Origin of the sequence: Anaerococcus cruorum, from assembly GCF_046365495.1 — a bacterium.
Classification (GTDB): Bacteria; Bacillota; Clostridia; order Tissierellales; family Peptoniphilaceae; genus Anaerococcus; species Anaerococcus cruorum.
In genome coordinates this window covers 153126-172021 of sequence record NZ_JBGMEH010000001.1, presented here as the reverse complement: position 1 = coordinate 172021, position 18896 = coordinate 153126, and the positions used below count along the sequence as shown (strand labels likewise).

Annotated in this window: 20 protein-coding genes and 1 riboswitch; of the genes, 11 read left to right on the top strand and 9 right to left on the bottom strand. The window is 31.3% G+C overall.

The genetic code is table 11. The features are described from left to right. Positions 1 to 86: 86 nt before the first annotated feature. Positions 87 to 959, bottom strand: coding sequence for a hypothetical protein (locus ACCQ40_RS00785; RefSeq protein ID WP_410032214.1), 873 nt, complete (start codon positions 957 to 959; stop codon positions 87 to 89). A 283-nt stretch (positions 960 to 1242) separates the two neighbouring features. Between ACCQ40_RS00785 and ACCQ40_RS00780 the strand changes: the two genes are divergently transcribed. The 10 genes from ACCQ40_RS00780 (at position 1243) to ACCQ40_RS00735 (ending at position 10896) form a co-directional block, all read left to right on the top strand. Continuing rightward, complete coding sequence (locus ACCQ40_RS00780; protein ID WP_410032213.1) at positions 1243 to 1611, top strand: hypothetical protein; 369 nt, start codon at positions 1243 to 1245, stop codon at positions 1609 to 1611. Further along, the gene (locus ACCQ40_RS00775; RefSeq protein WP_410032212.1) at positions 1592 to 2938 is read left to right on the top strand and encodes a helicase HerA domain-containing protein; all 1347 of its coding nucleotides are present in this window, start codon (positions 1592 to 1594) and stop codon (positions 2936 to 2938) included. Before ACCQ40_RS00780 ends, ACCQ40_RS00775 begins: the two co-directional genes overlap by 20 nt. A 68-nt stretch (positions 2939 to 3006) precedes the next feature. Continuing rightward, positions 3007 to 3525 (top strand): hypothetical protein, encoded by a 519-nt coding sequence (locus tag ACCQ40_RS00770; protein WP_410032211.1) that lies wholly within the window; start codon positions 3007 to 3009, stop codon positions 3523 to 3525. 150 nt (positions 3526 to 3675) lie between these two features. Next, positions 3676 to 4191 carry a hypothetical protein gene (locus ACCQ40_RS00765; RefSeq protein WP_410032210.1) on the top strand — a complete coding sequence of 172 codons (516 nt, stop codon included), beginning with the start codon at positions 3676 to 3678 and terminating at the stop codon, positions 4189 to 4191. Continuing rightward, entirely contained in the window at positions 4175 to 4387 is a 213-nt protein-coding gene (locus ACCQ40_RS00760) for a DUF3173 domain-containing protein (protein WP_410032209.1), read from the top strand. Before ACCQ40_RS00765 ends, ACCQ40_RS00760 begins: the two co-directional genes overlap by 17 nt. Then, the gene (locus ACCQ40_RS00755) at positions 4380 to 5582 is read left to right on the top strand and encodes a tyrosine-type recombinase/integrase (RefSeq protein ID WP_410032208.1); all 1203 of its coding nucleotides are present in this window, start codon (positions 4380 to 4382) and stop codon (positions 5580 to 5582) included. Before ACCQ40_RS00760 ends, ACCQ40_RS00755 begins: the two co-directional genes overlap by 8 nt. Positions 5583 to 5916: 334 nt before the next feature. After that, positions 5917 to 7779, top strand: a complete 1863-nt coding sequence (locus ACCQ40_RS00750; RefSeq protein ID WP_410032207.1) for an AAA family ATPase — start codon at positions 5917 to 5919, stop codon at positions 7777 to 7779. 213 nt (positions 7780 to 7992) lie between these two features. Beyond that, positions 7993 to 8298 (top strand): hypothetical protein, encoded by a 306-nt coding sequence (locus ACCQ40_RS00745; protein WP_410032206.1) that lies wholly within the window; start codon positions 7993 to 7995, stop codon positions 8296 to 8298. Positions 8299 to 8534: 236 nt separating this feature from the next. Further along, positions 8535 to 10049: an ATP-binding cassette domain-containing protein gene (locus ACCQ40_RS00740; RefSeq protein ID WP_410032205.1), complete on the top strand. Its 1515-nt coding sequence runs from the start codon at positions 8535 to 8537 to the stop codon at positions 10047 to 10049. Positions 10050 to 10095: 46 nt separating this feature from the next. Further along, complete coding sequence (locus ACCQ40_RS00735; protein ID WP_410032204.1) at positions 10096 to 10896, top strand: CPBP family intramembrane glutamic endopeptidase; 801 nt, start codon at positions 10096 to 10098, stop codon at positions 10894 to 10896. Positions 10897 to 10937: 41 nt separating this feature from the next. Here the strand turns inward: ACCQ40_RS00735 and thiH are convergent, their stop codons facing one another. Genes thiH through thiS form a run of 4 tightly spaced genes read right to left on the bottom strand, consistent with a single transcriptional unit; the run spans position 10938 to position 13674 of the window. Further along, complete coding sequence (thiH, locus tag ACCQ40_RS00730) at positions 10938 to 12098, bottom strand: 2-iminoacetate synthase ThiH (RefSeq protein ID WP_410032203.1); 1161 nt, start codon at positions 12096 to 12098, stop codon at positions 10938 to 10940. 1 nt (position 12099) lies between these two features. After that, a complete protein-coding gene (locus ACCQ40_RS00725; RefSeq protein WP_410032202.1) occupies positions 12100 to 12870 on the bottom strand; it encodes a thiazole synthase in 771 nt (256 codons plus the stop codon). Beyond that, on the bottom strand, positions 12860 to 13474 hold the full coding sequence (thiF, locus tag ACCQ40_RS00720; RefSeq protein ID WP_410023681.1) for a sulfur carrier protein ThiS adenylyltransferase ThiF: 615 nt from the start codon (positions 13472 to 13474) through the stop codon (positions 12860 to 12862). Before thiF ends, ACCQ40_RS00725 begins: the two co-directional genes overlap by 11 nt. A gap of 2 nt (positions 13475 to 13476) precedes the next feature. Further along, positions 13477 to 13674, bottom strand: coding sequence for a sulfur carrier protein ThiS (gene thiS, locus ACCQ40_RS00715; protein WP_410023680.1), 198 nt, complete (start codon positions 13672 to 13674; stop codon positions 13477 to 13479). Positions 13675 to 13839: 165 nt separating this feature from the next. Beyond that, positions 13840 to 13936, bottom strand: a riboswitch (TPP riboswitch). 147 nt (positions 13937 to 14083) lie between these two features. On the opposite strand from thiS, the gene ACCQ40_RS00710 reads away from it, so the two are divergent. Then, positions 14084 to 14743: a hypothetical protein gene (locus tag ACCQ40_RS00710; protein WP_410032201.1), complete on the top strand. Its 660-nt coding sequence runs from the start codon at positions 14084 to 14086 to the stop codon at positions 14741 to 14743. A gap of 575 nt (positions 14744 to 15318) precedes the next feature. On the opposite strand, the gene ACCQ40_RS00705 is transcribed toward ACCQ40_RS00710, so the two are convergent. From ACCQ40_RS00705 to ACCQ40_RS00690, 4 genes are all read right to left on the bottom strand, one after another. Further along, positions 15319 to 17166 (bottom strand): heavy metal translocating P-type ATPase, encoded by a 1848-nt coding sequence (locus tag ACCQ40_RS00705; RefSeq protein ID WP_410032200.1) that lies wholly within the window; start codon positions 17164 to 17166, stop codon positions 15319 to 15321. A 3-nt stretch (positions 17167 to 17169) separates the two neighbouring features. Beyond that, positions 17170 to 17394 carry a cation transporter gene (locus tag ACCQ40_RS00700; protein WP_410023677.1) on the bottom strand — a complete coding sequence of 75 codons (225 nt, stop codon included), beginning with the start codon at positions 17392 to 17394 and terminating at the stop codon, positions 17170 to 17172. A 9-nt stretch (positions 17395 to 17403) separates the two neighbouring features. After that, positions 17404 to 17706, bottom strand: a complete 303-nt coding sequence (locus ACCQ40_RS00695; protein WP_410023676.1) for an ArsR/SmtB family transcription factor — start codon at positions 17704 to 17706, stop codon at positions 17404 to 17406. 102 nt (positions 17707 to 17808) lie between these two features. Further along, positions 17809 to 18810 (bottom strand): ornithine cyclodeaminase family protein, encoded by a 1002-nt coding sequence (locus ACCQ40_RS00690; protein WP_410032199.1) that lies wholly within the window; start codon positions 18808 to 18810, stop codon positions 17809 to 17811. Between the last annotated feature and the right edge of the window lie 86 nt (positions 18811 to 18896).

Sequence of the window (18896 nt, the reverse complement as noted above, 5' to 3'; positions counted from 1 at the left end):
AAAATTTTACACATTCTCGGGCCTACTCCTTTCTATTTATATTTTAATTGATTACATGCCAAAGTTTACATTACTAATTAATTTTGCTATTGACCACTATAATCAATTATAAAAGCTTTTCTAGATATTAGCATCTTTTTATATTCAAGATATTTTAAAGTGTCATTGTAAAACTCTAATTCCTCGTTATAATCATCTTCATTATCAAATTCTTTCTTATTTGGTTCATCAGGATAAGAGTCTACATAATCTTCATCTATCTCGTAGTAACTACGATATCCTTCTGTGAACGCCAGAGCTTCAGCTAATAACTTATAATTTATTTTAATCTTAAATTTATCCTCTAATATATATTCAAATATTAATCTGGCATTAAAGTCCAAGTCTGAATAGTATTTTTCAACCCCAAATTTTTCATTATATGCTAATGGCTTATACGATTCTTCTCTTGCCATTTGTATAAAATCATATACTCTAAGATTACTTTTTTTAAATTGAGCTTTGCTAGGTGGAGTATCATATGGCAAGAAATATTTGAACACTTCTACGAACTCGTCATAATATTTGTCAACTTGTCTTTGACTAGCCTTACTTATCAGATCTGAATATCTCATAAATTTTAAATCTTCCATCTGGTTAGGTTTATCTAAATCTTCTAATTGATAGAATTTGTCTTCAATTATAGGTCTGATTTTATTTTTTATATTTTTCTTTTCACTCTCAGTGAAGTAATCGCAATTTGAGTCCAAGAACTTATTTGCCAAATCTACATAAATAAATTTATCTTTCTTGTGTTGATGGAGTGTGTTCCATTCATCTGGTCCAATATTATAAACTTTTTTTAACATATCTTTTGTATTCTTTGCTATTTTTTTATATTCATCACCATACTTGCTATAATGGTTGAATACTTTATCAATATCTTTATTAAACTGATTGCTAGGTGTATGCCTTGTCATATAATTATCTCCTTTAAATTTCAAATTTTTATATATTTATTTACATTTTACCTAATTTGTCGAAAAAATCAATAATATGTCGATAATAAATAGCTAATTTATAAGATTTTAAATAAAATTCTGTACTTTTTATGTCGATAACATCATGGTATTATATTGGTGAGTACAAGATAGCTATCAATAAGTATTCGAATAGCCAAGATTAAATGGCTACAAAATAAAGAAAGACGTTGCAAAATAATTAATAGTCAAATGCTATTAGTTGTATAGAAAGGAATTCTATATGAAGAATTTGAACAAACTTATGAGATTTGACTCTCAGACTTTTTTTAGCAATAAAGATATAAGAGTTGTTGGTGATGAGCCATGGATCGAATATGGTGCTGATGGAAGTACCAAGACAGAAAAAGGCACAAAATACAAGTGCATAATTGCTAATGATATGACTAGATACTCTGATGATACTGTTGGTGGAAACGATGGAGAAGCTTTAGTAATTAAAGTAGAAGGTCGCGCTAAACAATATAGTAAGTTTGCAGCCATCAAAGTAATTGAACCAGAGTGCAAAGTCTATGGCGACTATAGAAATCAACTTTCAGTAGTAGCTAAAGACATTGCTGTGGAGGGCAGAAATGAAAACAAAAAGATATAAAAGGGGTGCTGTTGCACTCTTTTTAATTATCATTAACTTTATACTGATGATATTTTTCTCAGTAGTATATCCAAAGATAAGATTAGAATTTATTAGATTTGGATTAAAGCTTCCGTATATAAATTATCATTTCTTTTCGTTAGTGATCGTATTAATTATCGGTGCGCTATTTGTGTCCTGGTCAATTCGAAATTATTTGAGTAAGGGTTATAAATATGCATTTAATCATTACAGGTTAGATAAGAATGTAAGAAAGCAATTAATAGATAGTGGATATTACATTGAAAACAAAAATTTCAGTTACTTAGCTATTCCTAATGTAGTTATAGAATTAGATGATGATATGGTTAAAGGTCAAATAATGATTGAAAATTCAATTAAATTTGATAAAAAATTAGAAGGTTTAAGGCTTAATGCTTCAATACCTAATTATATTGTGACGCAACAATACCTAGACAAGAATGGTAAATATTATATTTACTCAATCGTATCAAATGAAATTTTTAATCAAAGGCTATTTGATAAAGAATATGAATATATTTCATGGGCTAACAGTATAAATGATGATTATTCATTAAAATTAACTGACTATGAGACAATACCGATTCATCATATGGGTATAGCTGCGCAGACAGGTGGAGGAAAGAGTTTTTTACTCCAAACCTTAATTGTACAGATAGTAAATAAGAATGCGAAACATGAGCTATATATAATAGACCCTAAGCGAGCTGACTTATTTAATTTCTCAATAGATGGTTTAAATACAGATAATGTGGCAGGTAAAGAAACTTCTATCGAATTATTGGAAAAGTTCTACAATAATATGAAAATAAGGCAAGATGATATGCAATCAAGCTTTAAAATTCATAAGAATATAGATTATACAGATTTAAACTTACCAGCTCATATATTGATAATAGATGAATTTGCTGCTTTAAAAGCATCGTGGAACACTCTGGATAAAAAATCAAGAGACCATATAAATGATATGCTCGAAAACATAGTATTTATGGGCAGACAATTAGGATTTTTTATGTTTGTGGTAATGCAAAGATTTTCAGCTGACAGCTTACCTAAAAGTATAACTGAACAATTAGTGGTGCGAATAGTATTAGGCGATTCAGATGATCTTACTTATCGAACATTGTTTAGCCAGTCTGTGAATATAGGAAAAATCAATCTAAAACCAGGTATGGGTTATTTATCTTGTCCAGGGGTGGCTAGTATTGATAACCCCGCGTTATTGGTGCTACCGTTTTGTGGGTTTTTAAAGACTGGGCCCCCTCAGGGCGAAGCCACTGAGGGGGCAGGATATGGGGTTAGGTAATAACCCCATATCCACCCGTTGGATAATAGTCAACAAATGCGCATTTAGTCAGGAAGGGAGCATAAATTATGCTATTAGTAGATGTAGATCAATTCACAATGGTTTTAAAACCATCTTACCCATTTGAATATGATGATTGGAGATATGGCGTGGCCATTGATTTGATAGATGAATTCATAGATAAGTCAAAAATATGCTATGTGTTAGGAAATATAGTTGAAGCCGACAAGAACTTACCAGCAGGCTACACTGAAGGTTACATGATTGAAGATTCATTATATTACTTCTCAATAGCCTTTAACGAAGCTATGCCTAATATAGGTGTAATAGTAAAATTTAGTGGTCACGCTTGGTCTGTATATATGGAAAAGTACGAAAATATATATGGCGAGAGAATGAACTTGTGGAGGTTCTTCTCGTTAATTAATTCAGACCTATATGAGTACAGGTTAAGCAGAATAGATCCGTTTGTGGATTTCATTAATGAAGGAATTGATGTGGCTAAGATAAAGAAATCAATTGAGGCTGGAAGGAGCGAAATAAGGTATGGGAAATCAAGACAAAAGTTTATACGAGAAGATTGTTGAAGATAATTGGTACAAGAGCTATAGGAAAAACACTTCAGCTATAAGAGATGTATCAAAAAACTTTAACTGCGAAACACTGTATGTAGGTTCAAAAAAGAAAAATGCTAATGCATTACTACGAATCTATGACAAGAAGAAAGAGCAGCTATCATGAAGTATTTAAGACATATAGCTGAGGAAGTAGACGATTGGGTTAGACTTGAAGCTCAGTATTCAAATAAATATGCCCATCAATTAACGGAAATGTTCAAAGTGTGTGAGTCTGATCAGGAGTTTAAAGAGATTATATTGTGTTCAATATTAGATAGATATATGTTTTTCTATACAAAAAGCAATAAACCAACAGAGATGACAAAACTCATGCTAGACGAGTTAGAAGAATTAAACTTCACCATGTACTTACCTTCACCTAGAGATAACGAACTTGAAAGGTCTATTAAGTACCTAACAACTAATAGTGGTCTATTCTCGGTGTTTTATAAAATTAAGTTTATATATGGTGAGGAAGGTCTAGAGGACTTTATTATGTATTTATACGAAGAATTTAAGAATAACTATATACCAAATGATGATGTAACAAATTGGCTTATAAAACACAAACTAAATTATATAAATCAAAGTAAGCCATGGAAACGAAAGGAAAATACAGATGACAGTAATGATTGATAAAGATAAATTAATGGATTTAGGGTTCAAAGAAAACCAAGCAAGAACTATTATAAGACAAGCAAAGACTTATCTTGTAAATAAGGGATACGAGTTATATAGTAATAAAAGACTAGGATGCGTTCCTAGCTATGCCGTTGAAGAAATAACTGGTGTTCCTATAAGCGATGATATTAAAGGAGCACAAAATGAGTAAAAGTAAATATCCATGTGTATATAAAGATGGGCCTAATAAATTCTATTATCATGTAGATTTAGGTACGGACCCTTTTACAGGTAAGAGAATACAAAAAATGGGTAGAAGAGACGATAAAAAAAGACCGTTTACTAGAGCTAAGGATTGTTATAACTATGTACTGAAATTAAAAAAACAATATTTAGAATCTCAAGGGATATTTTCTGATGATATACGTTTGAATGAATTTATAGACAGAAAACATCTGCCTAATTATAAAAATAAAGTTCAGAAATCAACTTATAATAACAGACTAAATCATATAAAAATTATTAAAGAATTTTTTAATAATAAAAAACTAAAAGAAATAACCAAAACTGATTGTAGTATGTTTATAGATCATTTATTACATGAAAAAAACTATAAGCCTTCATATGCTGCAATGGTATATGATACTTTCAAAAGGATAATAAAATATGCAATAAAGGAAGATGTTCTGTATAAAGATGTAACAGATAACGATGATAAAAAAATACAAGTGACCAGAAGTAAAGTTGCATTTTGGACCAAAGATGAATTTGAAAAAGTTTTAAAGACCTTCTACCTAGGCAATACTTACCAGCATATGGGCTTTATTATAGTTTGGCTCTATTTTAATACAGGTATTCGAGTAGGAGAAGGTCAGGCTTTAACATGGGATAAGGTTGATTTTAAAGCTAAAACTTTAACCATAGACTCTAATATGGTTATGAAAAGTACCAAAGAGTACTATATCAAGGAAACCAAAACAGAATCAAGTATGAGGATTATATCATTAGATGATAAAACAATCAACTACCTAACTGAATGGAAAAAAGTACAAGAAAAGAATGGTATAGATAAATTTATAATTAGCCATAATGGAAACCCTGTATCTAGGGGCAATATAGGCAGAATATTAAAAAGACATGCTAAATTATCGGGAGTACATCCAATTCAGCCTAAAGGTTTGAGACACTCTCACGCGAGTTACCTAATAAATTATTTAAATGCAGATTTATTAGTCGTATCACATAGACTTGGACATTCAGGTCCTGAAATAACGTTAAGGTATTATAGTCATATGTGGCCGGGAAATGACGCTTTATTAGCCAAAAAACTTACAAGAGATATTAATGTAAGTACGACTAAAGAATCATTATATAAATTTAATGGAAATCAATCGGTAAAAAATTAATTGGGTAAATCCCTATCAAAATCCTATCAAAACAATACATAGGGTTTTGAAATGGCTAAATTTCAATGATAGAAGTTGGTTGGGACAATTGAATGGGAATAAATAAATCGAGTTTAACTCGATTTATTTTTTTACCTATTTATATGTCATGCTCTAATATAATTAAATAGATAATTTAATAAATTAATATTTTTTGATATAATATAATCATATTATAATTTTAAACTAGACTATAGAGTATTTAAAAGGCTATTCTTAAGTGGGACATTATTTAAATTAATAAAATTAAATATAAAATATGACTATATGTGTAGATAAATAGAAAGGTAAATACATGAAATTAAAAAAACTAACTTTAAAAAATTTTCGTGCTTTTAAAAAAGAAGAATTTTTATTTGAAGATTTGAGTGCTATAATTGGAAAAAATGATACAGGTAAATCTTCTGTATTAGAAGCATTAGATATATTTTTTAATTTTGAAAATACTGCGAGACAAGTTGTTAAATTAGATGTTGATGATTTAAATATACATTGCGCACCGGAGGATTGTATAGAAATATCTTGTGTTTTTGAACTTGAAAACCATGATGATAATTACATTATTATTGATTCAACAAACCAAACAACATTAAAAAATGAATATATGTTGAACAAAGATGGCGATCTTGAAATTGTATCTAAATGGAAATGTAGTGGCAAATCTATAACAAAAAAAAGTAGAACAAATTTTATAGTTGCCGAGATTCCTTATATAAACAATAACAACTTCTTAACAATGAAGATTGGTGCTTTAAGAAAAGAATTAGAAAAAATAAAAGATTCTATACCAGATTCCTATAATAATATTAACAAATCAATTAAAGCAGACATACGCAGTAGTTTATATAATTTCTATTCAAGAGATGCAGATATTAGAGAAGTAGAAATAAATATATCTGATATTGAAAGTGATATGAAAGATTTATGGGCAGTATTATTAGATAAAATTCCTGCGTATTTTTTATTTCAAGCAGATAGATCTAATACATCTAAAGATGATGAAGTACAAAGTCCATTAAAAGCTGCATTGTCAAAATCCATTGATAACTATAAATATGAACTTGATGAAATAATTTATAAAATAGTCCAAGAGGTTTCTGAAACAGGAATTGAAACCATTGAGAAATTAAAAGAATTTGATTCTGACATTGCAAGTGATTTAGTTACAAATCCAGTTGTAAGAAATTATGATACCCTTTTTAATTTTACCATAAATGATGATAGGGGAATACCATTAGAAAAAAGAGGATCGGGTATTAGAAGACTTATTTTATTAAGTTACTTTAGAGTTGAGGCAGAGAAAGATGAAGATGAAAATAAAAAAATTATATATGCGATTGAGGAGCCAGAAACAGCACAACATCCTAACTATCAGTACAAAATTTACGAATCATTTAGAGAAATGTCAAATAATAAAAATAATCAAATTTTAATAACTACACATCGACCAGAAATAGCGAGTTTTTTGAGAAGTGAGGAACTTATTTTAATTGAAAAAAATAATCAAGGCTATACCTATAACTACAATGAAGAAAATAAAAACAAAAAAATTACAGAAACATTAGGAATATCACCAAACTTAAGGGGAAGTTATGTTATATGCGTTGAAGGTCCTAATGATGTTAACTTTTTATTTAATTTAAATAATCAGATACCTGAATTTAATCAAATTATTGATTTAAAGGAAAATAAACTTTTACCTATGCAAGGTGGAAACTTAAAAGATTGGGTTAATAAAAATTACCTTGAGGACTCTAATGTCAAAGAATTTCATTTATATGATAGTGATGTAGAATCATATATTACATATATAGAAGAAATGAACCAAAAAGATGATGGAAGACGAAGAGGTATTAATACAAAATTACCTGAGATGGAAAATTATGTTCCGGTACAACTTTTATCAGAAAAATTTAATATTGAATTTAGTGAAGACAAAGATTGGAAAAAAGAGGATGTTCCTAAATATATAAATAATAAGCTTTCTAACGAAAACAAACTTTTAGGGAAAGATTTTAATGATTCGGAAAAAAATGTTAAACAACGTATTAATGGTAGTATTGTGAAGGAACTTACGAAAGAAAATTTAATAGAATATGGAGTTTATGAAGAAATAGAAAATTGGTTTATAGAGATTGCTAATTGGATAAAAAATTAATCTTGAATATATTTAAAATCCTAGATATAGAAAATCTAAAAAGATTTATAAAATACTATAACAAAAAAATTATATTTATACATATAATATAATCAATTTAAATTTTAATATATATATATATATATTATTTCATATAAAAGAATGTATTTAATATAATTTGAATTAATCTTTTAAAATTTATAAAAATATCTCATTTCTAATACTTGCAATAGTATGATATTTAGATACCTTTTAGGAGATACTATAGTAGTAACAAGAGTATTTTTAATTTACAATATATCTATATATTTTGGTATTAGAAAAGATGGTTTCAACAATTTCTTAGGATCAAATCTTATTTTAAAATTTGTAAGTTTTGATAAGGTAAAGAGTGTTGGTATAAAGTCAAGTAAAAATAATGACCTAGAATTGACAATAAAGGCATATGGTAACACCTATAGTCAAACTTATGACTTAAAAGATAAAGACTTTATTATAAAAAATATTGAAAGTAAAACTAATTTAAAAACAAATATTTGAACAATAAAATAATACAAGTATATTATCACCAACAATCAAAACGGAGGTAATTGTACATTGATTTTATAAGCAATATGGAAATTTTGATACTATTTTTAGCCTGTTTAGGCTAGTTTTAGTATGCCATATTGTGAATAAGATCTGTGTGTTTACGGTAGGAGAGGTCTATTCACTTTTGTGAGTAGGCCTTTTTTGTATTTTATTTTTAATATGGCATACATCCTTAAGGAGGATATATGCTTACTATAAAGGATTTAACTATTAATTTAAGAGAAGATGATAGAATCATATTAAAAGATTTCGACTTTGTTTTAAATGATGGAGACAAGGTTGGACTAATAGGTGAGGAAGGCAATGGCAAGTCCTTGCTTTTAAAGGCTATTGTAAATAAAAAAGAGATTGAAAGTTACTGTGATGTAAGCGGTGATATTTATAAAAGTAATGAAATAATTGCCTACCTACCCCAATCTTTAGATAAAAAATATTATAGCCTTACTACTAATGAGTATTTCTATAAACATATTGATTTTGCTTTAATAGACTACAATAAGCTTTATAAATATATAAGCGAGTTTAATTTACCAGAGGATATCTTATCGGATAAAATAAAAATGGAAAATCTATCTGGTGGGGAAAAGATAAAGTTTATGCTACTAGTAGAAATGCTAAAAAATCCCACTATATTCCTCTTTGATGAGCCTAGCAATGACCTTGATTATGATTCCCTAATTTGGCTTGAAAAATTTATGAAAGAATTGGATATTCCGCTAATATTTGTATCACACGATACTAAATTACTAGCAAATGTTGCTAATAAAATAATCCATCTAGAGCAGGTAAAAAGAAGAACTGAAGCAACACATACCATTTCTAATAACTCTTATGATGAGTATGTCAAAAAAAGAGAAAACTTTATAGAGACAGAGACAAATAAAGCTAATAAAGATAGGGAAGAATTTGATAAGAAATTAGGCAAGTACAAAAAAGTTCATGATTCTGTTGAGCATAGCTTAAGATCTACTAAAAATGATGTGGAAGGCAGGTTACTTAAGGAAAAAATGCACACGGTAAAATCTATAGGCAGGCGACTAGAAAAAGAAGAAGCCAATCTTACAAAAAAACCTGACTATGAAGAAGCTATTGATATATTTTTTGATGATGATATAAAAGTAGCCAATGGCAAGGAAGTCCTAGACTTTAAACTAGATGAGCTTAGGGTGGGAGATAGGCTGCTAGCTAAAAATATTGAACTTAAAGTCATAGGACCAGAAAAAATATGCATAATAGGCAAAAACGGTGCAGGCAAAACTACCTTGCTAAAAAAGATAAAAAATGAATGCCAAGCATTGAACTTAAGGGTAGGCTATATGCCTCAAAGCTATTCTGATTTTGAAAAAGGTGATATAAATGCTATAGAATATTTAGCTAATTCTTTTGCAAAGGAGGACCAAACCAAAGCTGCCAATCTTTTAGGCAGTCTAAACTTTAAAAGAGAAGAAATGTTTAGAAATATAGCTGATTTATCAGGAGGACAAAAGGCAAAATTATTTTTTGCAAAGATGAATCTGGATAAGGCAGAAGTTTTAATCCTAGATGAACCAACCAGAAACCTATCACCCCTATCTAAACCTGAAATAATTGAGGCACTTAAAAATTATAAAGGAGCGATAATTGCAGTTTCTCATGATAGAGAATTTATAGATCAAGTTTTTGATAAGGTTTATAATTTAAATTTTAAAGGTTTAAATTAACTTTATTAATTATTGATATGACAAAGTTAAAAAGTATATTTATATTATGAAAACTTTAATTAAAATTGCTTTTAAAATATTAATATTTTTTGTATCTTGGATAACGATATTTGTATTAATTCCAATACCTGAGGGTATTTCTGATGTATGGTGGAGATTTATAGCTGAATTAGTTCCATTCTTAGCTATAGTAATTCTAACATATGTATTTAATAAATTAGAGAAAAATAGTTTGTCTATATTGAATTTTGAAAAACCTATAAAGCAAACTTTATCGGGAATACTGCTAGGATTAATATGGTTTTTTATACCATTTTTATTACTTAGTAGTCTAGGATATTTAGAGATAACTGATAAAAATTATATAGATATGCTAGGTATTTGGATAGTTTCTGCATTTATAAATACTATTATGCAGGAGTTTTTGGCTCGCGGATATATTTATAGACTATTAAAAAAAGAATATAATATTATGATTGCGACAATTGTTAGTACTTTACTATTTACTCTTATGCATGGCGGAGCCTTTGAGGCAGGCCCTATAGCTGTTATAAATGTTATCACTATGTCTTTATTGATGACTATTATCTTAGAATATAGCAATTCTCTAGTGATACCAATAATTATGCACTTTATATGGAATAGTCTCGGTGGAATAATATTTGGAACAGTTTCTTTAGCTGATGATTATCCTCACTTGTACAACATTGAAATCTCTGGAAATCCAATCATATCTGGAGGAAGTTTTAAGATGGAGGGAAGTATCTTTATATTTATTATAAATATTATTATGATTGGGATAGTTTATTACCTATATAAAAAAAGAGAAATAACAAGATACAAATAAAATTAAGCTCCTGTATCCTAAAAGAGGATAAGGAGCTTTTTTTATACATTTATATAATCAGTAAACACAGGAGTCATGCCTATAGATTCTAAATCTTCTACCACATCATTTGTAGTTCTGATATCATCTATCTCAAACTGGCTGCCGCCGCTGTGTTGGTTATTTTTTGATCTGTGGCCTATGGATGTGTCTACTGATGCTGAAACTTTTGTTGCTGCGTATTTTACGGCTAGGTTTCTAAAGTCTCTTGATTCTCTAGTGGATAGGGTGATGGATGCGTATGGTAAAAATATCCTGATTGCTAGCATGATTTGGAAAAATTCTCTATCTTCTACTATATTTTTAAAGATGAGGCTATCATCTGCACCCTTTGCTGGCCTTATCCTTGGTAAAGATATGGCTATTTCTGCTTCTGGATATTTTTTTTGAACTAGGCTTGCGTGGACTCCTAGTTTAAAGGCTTCTTCTATTGGATCTCCTAGACCAAATAGTGTGCCAAAACCTACTCCTCGCATGCCTCCCATTATTGCTCTTTCTTGGGTGTCTATCCTATAATTAAATGATCTTTTATGGCCTGCTGGGTGGTAAAAGTCATATGTTTCTTTGTTATAAGATTCTTGAAAAACTGTTACAAAGTCTGCTCCAGCTTCTCTTAATTTTTCATAATCTGCTACATTTGCAGGATATATTTCTACACCTATTACTTTAAAGTATTTTTTTGCTATTTCACAAGTTTTTGCTATATAATCGATTGATGAAAATTTTGTGCTTTCTCCTGTAAGGATTAGGACATCTTCTATGCCTGTTGCAGCAAGGGCCGCCATTTCTGCTTCTATTTCATCAAAGTCGAGTTTGGCTCTTTTTATATCACTTTGGGCCCTAAAACCACAATATTTACAAGAATTTTCGCAGTAATTGGCTATATAAAGAGGGGAGAAGAGGGTTACGTTGTTGCCAAAGTATCTCATTCTTTTTTGATGTGCCTTTTCTCCCATAATTTCTAAAAATGTACCGTCTTTATCATTTAATATATTATAGAAATCTTGGTAGGATAGGTTATCTTTTTCTAAAGATAACTCTATATCGGCATTTGTTACCTTAGAATTTTTTACCTCTTCATAGATAGCGTCTACTTTTTCTTTTATATCTGAATCGATTATATCCATGCCTGGAAAATATTCTTCTACACTTTTTATATTCATATTACTCAAAAAAATCCCTTAATGGACTTGATGGGTCTGCGCCATTTTCTAGTACACGGCCTGGTTTTGATAAATAAGCAAGTCTACCAGCTTTTATTCCATGTTTAAAGGCTTCTGCCATCATTGTTATATCACCAGCGCTTGCTATACCAGTATTTGCCATTATTGCTGCAGCTCCCATTTCCATTGCTTCTGCTGCTTGTGATGGAGTTCCTATACCAGCATCAATGATGATTGGTAGGTCAACTTCATCTATAATTATTTTTATAAAGTCTTTTGTAGCCAGACCCTTATTTGATCCAATAGGACTTGCAAGTGGCATCACTGATGCAGCTCCAGCATCTCTTAGGTCACGAGCATAGTTTAAGTCTGGATACATATAAGGAAGGACTATAAATCCTTCTTTAGCCAAAACTTCGGTAGCTTTTAAGGTTTCTGCATTATCTGGCAAGAGATATTTACTATCTCTCATGATTTCAATTTTTACAAAATCACCACAACCCATTTCGCGAGCAAGTCTTGCAATTCTAATAGCTTCATCTGCATTGCGCGCTCCAGATGTATTTGGGATGATGGTTATATCATCTGGGATATAGTTTATAATATTTGCTACATCCTTTGTATTTGCTCTTCTTAAAGCTACTGTTATCATTTGAGCTTCTGCACTTTTTATAGCAGCGTCTATGAGTTCTGGCGAATATTTTCCACTTCCTAGAATAAATCTTGATCTAAATTTCTTACCACCAAGCTCTAAGTAGTCTTTATTTTCCATTATAATCTCCTGTTATAATTTTTATAGCTGTTAAGGCCTCAAGACTTGCTATAATTCCTACATAGGCAAGGTATAATCCTTGGTCTGGATTTGAAGTAAAGTCACCTATCAAAGTTACATTATCTATTTGCTTTATTTTTATATCACTAAGCTCACCTAGACCTGAAACTCCTGTACCTGAGATGAGATATTTATCTTTTCTGCCTACAAAGTAGTCAAATAGCATAGTTTTTGATTCCTTATTATCAAAGGCTTCTATAAATATATCTGTATTATGGGCTATAGTATCCATATTTTCAGTTGTTAGATAAATATTTTGGTTGTGGCATTTTACATAAGGTAGGGTGGACTCAATTTTCTTTTTAGTAAGCAGAGCCTTATCTCCTCCTAGCTCATCAAGGGTAAAATTTTGGCGATTTAGATTAGAATACTCTATCGTATCAAAATCATAAAGGTAAAGCTCGCCCACACCAGCGCGGGCTAGGGTCATAGCTATATTTGACCCTAAACCACCACATCCTAATACAGAAACCTTAGCATTTTTTAGCTTTTCGTTTACTATAGGATTTTGTCTTCCTAAAACTTTTTTTCTGATATCATCCATTTTTAACCTCCTCCAACAAATGAAAATACCTCGACTTTTGCGCCGTCTTGTAAAAGAAAGTTTTTAAAGTTTTCTCTTTTTACTAACTTTTCATCAACTTCTACAGCTACAAAATCTGGGTTAAAGTTAGCACGTTCTAATAAGTCATATAGACTTTCATTTTCTATAAAAGAAAGTTCTTTAGCGTTTACTTTTATCATTTTTTTCACCTCCTTATTAAAAAAGCGCGAAGGAAATACCATACCCGTGGTGGTATGCCCCTTCGCGCCTAGTGCACTCTCAACTTTAAAAAAATATTTAATTGTCTAAGAGACTTAAAAATTTATAAAATAAAAAAGACTCCTGTTGAGAGAGTCTTTAAAACTTAGCTTTATAGTTAGCTTTCTTTCGACGGTATTAACCGCATCAAGTTTTAAGGGTTGACTAAAGTCTCTCAGCTATGAAGCACCCCTAGCTTCATATACATTATAGGACATAGTTATGAAAATTGCAAGGATATTTTATTTATATATAAACTTATAAAGTTAAATATTAAATATAGTATAATAAATTTAAGATCAATAGTGTAGTTAAAAAAATTAGAAATTTAAAGAAAAAAGGAATAAAAATTTGAATAAGAGATTGAGTTTATTTAGCAAAAAAATATTAGTACTTTTATTTTCTGTATCTTTACTAAGTTCATGTAGTAACGGTAAGGATGATGATCTAAAGGTTCAAGAAGAAAAACAAGCAGAGGTCAATTTAGATGAGCTACAAAAGTTTTTGTTTGAAAAACTAAACGGGGAACAACTAGTCAGAAATTACGGAGAGGATACTGGATGGACAGATCTAGAATTTACTGAAGATGGAAACTTCACTGGATCATATCTTGGTAAGATAGAAAATGATGGATTTGATGCAGGTCTTAGTGAATATGCTTGGAACTGGTATAGGGCAGAGGAAATCCATACATCTGACTTTAAGGGAAAATTTACTATAGTAGAGCAGATAAATGATAATGTTTATAGAATGAAGCTTGATAATTTTGAAATCACTTCAGATTATGGTCGCTATGATGATATCTATTTTAATGTAGATTTTGCTATAGGGATAAAACCTGATGCGGATTACTATTTATATATCCCAGGTACACCAGCTTCTTTACTGCCTAATGAAGATAGTAGGCTTGATAATAATTATAAAAAAGAAGATATGGCAGAAGATAAGACCCAAGGATTTATAATTTGGAATAAGTATGAGGATGAGGTCTTTAATCAGTTGGCTCTTTAAAGGTAAGAATAGAATTTTAACAAAAAGTTAAAAATATTAGTGTTAACCTGAGCGCAAAGGCATAGACTTTGAGCCGAAGAGGATTGTGATACTGCTAATTTCTAACTGGAGTTAATATTAATTTATGAGATCCTTCGACACGTTCGCTATGCTTACTTGCTCAGGATGACAGTTCGTGGGTTGAATTTTTAGTTGGCTTTTGTGGTTTGTGTAATGGCTGCGATTGGGGATGTTCTATTTAAGATAGATGTCTCAGCTGCGCTCGAGATGACAATGAGTTAATATAGACGCAGGTCTTTTTACTTGATTTAGAATTATTGAGCTTGAACGATTGGTATCTTAATAAATTACTATTACCTTATTGTCATTTCGACTGGAGCGTAGCGGAATGGAGAAATCTTTTTTAAAGGCTTGATTTCATCAAACGGCAGTTTGTTAGTCATTTTTATTATTTTAGTTAATACTAAGCTAGGAGATCCTTCGGCGCGTTCGCTTGTCTCTCTTGCTAAGAATGACAGACTTTGTTTTTTAAAAACTAATAAATAAAAGGCCCGCATATTGCGGACCTTTTTAAATCATATTTTCTTTTTTAGTATCCTCATTGCCCATAGGACTGCTATTATTGTAACTCCAACATCTCCAAATATTGCTAGCCACATATTTGCATATCCTAGTAGTCCTGCTATTAGGATTCCTATTTTGACTGCCATTATGAAAGTCACGTTTTGCCTTACTGTTCTATTGGTAAGGTCTGAGATTTTCATTAGCTTGCTCATCTGGCTAAACTCTCCGTTAACTACGAGTATATCGGATGATTCAATAGCAAGGTCAGATGCTGTTTCTCCCATTGATATACCAACATCTGCATTGGTAAGGACTGGGGCGTCGTTGATACCATCTCCTACAAAGACTGTAGGAAGTCCTTTATCTTGGTAGCCTTTCATAATTTCTAGCTTCTGGTCTGGCATGACTTCTGCAAAGTAGTTATCTAGGCCAAGTTCTTTGGCTGTTTCTTCAACTGCATTTTTGCCATCGCCTGATACTACAGCTATATTTTCAAAATGGTTGTGAAGATCTTCTATAGTTTCAAATGATTGGTCTTTGATTTCATCTTCGATTATTACTTTTGCAGCAAGCTTGTCATCTATAGATACATAGATTGCCCTGTCATTTTCTTCTCCATCATAGCCAATAAATCTAGCAGAACCTATCTTGATTAGGTCGCCATCCTTGCTATTAGCTCTTACACCAAGGCCCTTTTCATTGATCACTTCTTCAAACAAATCATGTTTTTCATCACGGTCTAGACTTTTTACTATCCCTTTTGCGATAGGATGGGTACTCATTAGCTCGATATTATATATATAATCGAGGATTTTTTCCCTATCATGGTCAGTAAAATATTCTATATCTTTTACTTTGAAATTCCCTGTAGTGAGGGTTCCGGTTTTGTCGGATAATAGGACTTTGGCATTGTTTAGTCCTTCAAAATACTGGCTTCCTTTTATAAGGATGCCATTTTCACTAGCTAGACCAAGGCCTGACATAAAGCTTAGTGGGACTGATAGTACTAGGGCACATGGGCATGATATTACTAAAAATGTAGCTGCCAAGAATATAGAGTCATACCAATCTCTTCCAAAAAATAGGGGAGGGATAATTGCTACTATAAGCGCAATAGCTACAACAATTGGGGTATAGACTCTGGCAAATCTTGTTACCATCTTTTCACTTTCAGACTTGCTTTCTGCGGAATCTTCTATAATCTCCATAATCTTTGCTGCAACAGAATCATCAAATTCTTTCTTAGCTTCCATTTTGATAATCCCTTCAGTAAGAAGAGATGAAGATATAATCTCAGACCCTACTTCGGCTTCTACTGGCATGGATTCTCCAGTGACAGAGGATGTATCAAGGAGGCCGTGACCTTCTATAACGACACCATCCACACCGATTTTCTCACCATCACGAACCAGGAGGATATCTCCTACTTCTACATCATCTAGGTCGATTTCTGTAGTAGAACCATCTGGGTTTACCTTATTGGCCACATCAGGCACTAAGTCTAGGAGTCCTTCTATGTTTTGGCGGGACTTATGGCTTGCTATATTTTCAAATAAATCACCAAAATTATAAAAAAGTATTACAGCAATTGCTTCTGTATATTTGCCTAGGAAGAAGGCTGCAATTGTTGCTATAGTCAAAAGGAAGTTCTCATCCATGGCCTGGCCACGGATGATTCCCTTAAACCCTTTTATCAAAATATTCCATGCTGAAATGAGGTAGACTATCAGAAAACCTACTTTAATCCATATATTTTCACCTATAGTATTACTTAATACTGCTAATATAGCAGTAAACACACCTATAGCTATAAGTTTTCTAAGCTCCTTTTTGTGAGCATCTGTCATAGACTCAAGCATATCCTACCTCACTAAGACAGTCCCTGGCTCAAGCTTATCAGCAAGTCTATTAGCCTCATCAAAGATAGCATCTTCATTAGCACCATCAGCTAAGTCCATCTTTAGTTTCAAAGTTAGGAATGATAGGTTAGCATCATTCACTCCATCTATTTTCTTAACAGCCTCTTCAATCTTTGCTGCACAATTTGGGCATAGGTCATCACTTTTTACTTTGTATTTTACTTTCATTATATTCTCCTATTCATTAATATGTTCTAATCCTGTCTTAAAAATTGTCTTTATATGATCATCGGCAAGTGAATAATATATAGACTTGCCATTTCTTTCTGATTTTACTAAGTTGCTATCCTTTAGATACTTAAGCTGGTGGCTAATAGCTGATTGACTCATATTAAGAGCATCAGCAATGCCCCCTACACTTATAGGTCCATTAAAAAGCTTATGGAGGATCCTAAGTCTAGTAGAATCTGCAAAAACCTTAAAAAGGTCCGAAAGCTCCATTATATTTTCAAGTCTAGCATTTTTTATCGATTCATCCATGTTACCTCCTTACTAAATTTGAACATGTGTTCATATGAGCATTATATCATATATACATATGATGTCAACTAAAAAAAGCCTAGATAATCTAGGCTATCTATCTTACATTTCAATAATTTGTCCAATATTTTCTTTTTCTGCAGCTTCTAATATTTTTTGTCCAACAACTAGGTCTAAAACTGCTGATCCAGTTGTTTCAAAAAATGTAATTTCATCAGTTCTTTCGCGACCAGAAACTTTTCCTAAAAGTTTTTCACCAAGTTCTCCAGTGATATCTTTATCTGGGTCAAAGTTTCCATTTTTAATTGGCTTTATAAGGTCTCCTGATTCACTCACTGCCCCATCAAAGGTATCCACGTATAATTTTTGTGCGTGAGTGATTATATATGCTGGGATTTCGCTCATATCAGGAGTATAGGAACCAACTCCATTTATATGGCAGCCTTTTTTTACTTTTGTGCCATCAAAAACAGGGTCCTTAGCGGTAGTTACTGTGGTAATTATATCTGCATTTTCTATTGCTTGGTCAGCAGAATCTACAGCCTTTATCTCAAAATCAAAGCTATTTCCTAGTTTTTCCTTCATGCGCTTAGCAAAATCTTCTGCGCGGTCTTTCGATAAATCAAAAACCCTTACTTCTTTTATATCACGTACGTTTAATATTGCTTCAAGTTGACTTTCTGCTTGTCCACCTGTACCAAAAAGGGCAAATATTTTGCTATCCTTATTGGCTAGCTCATCAGTAGCTGCTCCAGCTATAGCTCCAGTACGTAAACGAGTGAGGTAGGTCCCATCTATTAGAGAATTTACCTCTCCAGTTTCACTATTTAGGGTAACCATAGTTGCAGGTACTGATGTGAGATTTTTGGCAATATTATCTGGATAAACTGAAACTATTTTAACACCCAAGGCATTTTCACTTGGCACATAGCCATACATATATAAGGATTGGCCATTGTGGTCAGCTACATCTAAATTTGCACGTAGGGGAATGTCAGCTCCACCATCTGAATAAGCTTTTAAAGCATCTTTTGTTGCCTCTATGGCTACTTTCATATCCATTACTTTTTTGATATCTTTTTCATTTAATACACGAATTTGCATAGTAAAACCCCTTCATAAAATTTGTATTATTTTGCTTTAATTATATAGAAATAATTTGTCAAAAACAATGTATATTTTTAAAAATG

Bases quoted from the DNA above. Each gene is read 5' to 3' on its own strand.
- ACCQ40_RS00785 (WP_410032214.1), bottom strand. From the start codon at position 959: ATGACAAGGCATACACCTAGCAATCAGTTTAATAAAGATATTGATAAA.
- ACCQ40_RS00780 (WP_410032213.1), top strand. From the start codon at position 1,243: ATGAAGAATTTGAACAAACTTATGAGATTTGACTCTCAGACTTTTTTT.
- ACCQ40_RS00775 (WP_410032212.1), top strand. From the start codon at position 1,592: ATGAAAACAAAAAGATATAAAAGGGGTGCTGTTGCACTCTTTTTAATT.
- ACCQ40_RS00770 (WP_410032211.1), top strand. From the start codon at position 3,007: ATGCTATTAGTAGATGTAGATCAATTCACAATGGTTTTAAAACCATCT.
- ACCQ40_RS00765 (WP_410032210.1), top strand. From the start codon at position 3,676: ATGAAGTATTTAAGACATATAGCTGAGGAAGTAGACGATTGGGTTAGA.
- ACCQ40_RS00760 (WP_410032209.1), top strand. From the start codon at position 4,175: ATGACAGTAATGATTGATAAAGATAAATTAATGGATTTAGGGTTCAAA.
- ACCQ40_RS00755 (WP_410032208.1), top strand. From the start codon at position 4,380: ATGAGTAAAAGTAAATATCCATGTGTATATAAAGATGGGCCTAATAAA.
- ACCQ40_RS00750 (WP_410032207.1), top strand. From the start codon at position 5,917: ATGAAATTAAAAAAACTAACTTTAAAAAATTTTCGTGCTTTTAAAAAA.
- ACCQ40_RS00745 (WP_410032206.1), top strand. From the start codon at position 7,993: ATGATATTTAGATACCTTTTAGGAGATACTATAGTAGTAACAAGAGTA.
- ACCQ40_RS00740 (WP_410032205.1), top strand. From the start codon at position 8,535: ATGCTTACTATAAAGGATTTAACTATTAATTTAAGAGAAGATGATAGA.
- ACCQ40_RS00735 (WP_410032204.1), top strand. From the start codon at position 10,096: ATGAAAACTTTAATTAAAATTGCTTTTAAAATATTAATATTTTTTGTA.
- thiH (WP_410032203.1), bottom strand. From the start codon at position 12,098: ATGAATATAAAAAGTGTAGAAGAATATTTTCCAGGCATGGATATAATC.
- ACCQ40_RS00725 (WP_410032202.1), bottom strand. From the start codon at position 12,870: ATGGAAAATAAAGACTACTTAGAGCTTGGTGGTAAGAAATTTAGATCA.
- thiF (WP_410023681.1), bottom strand. From the start codon at position 13,474: ATGGATGATATCAGAAAAAAAGTTTTAGGAAGACAAAATCCTATAGTA.
- thiS (WP_410023680.1), bottom strand. From the start codon at position 13,674: ATGATAAAAGTAAACGCTAAAGAACTTTCTTTTATAGAAAATGAAAGT.
- ACCQ40_RS00705 (WP_410032200.1), bottom strand. From the start codon at position 17,166: ATGCTTGAGTCTATGACAGATGCTCACAAAAAGGAGCTTAGAAAACTT.
- ACCQ40_RS00700 (WP_410023677.1), bottom strand. From the start codon at position 17,394: ATGAAAGTAAAATACAAAGTAAAAAGTGATGACCTATGCCCAAATTGT.
- ACCQ40_RS00695 (WP_410023676.1), bottom strand. From the start codon at position 17,706: ATGGATGAATCGATAAAAAATGCTAGACTTGAAAATATAATGGAGCTT.
- ACCQ40_RS00690 (WP_410032199.1), bottom strand. From the start codon at position 18,810: ATGCAAATTCGTGTATTAAATGAAAAAGATATCAAAAAAGTAATGGAT.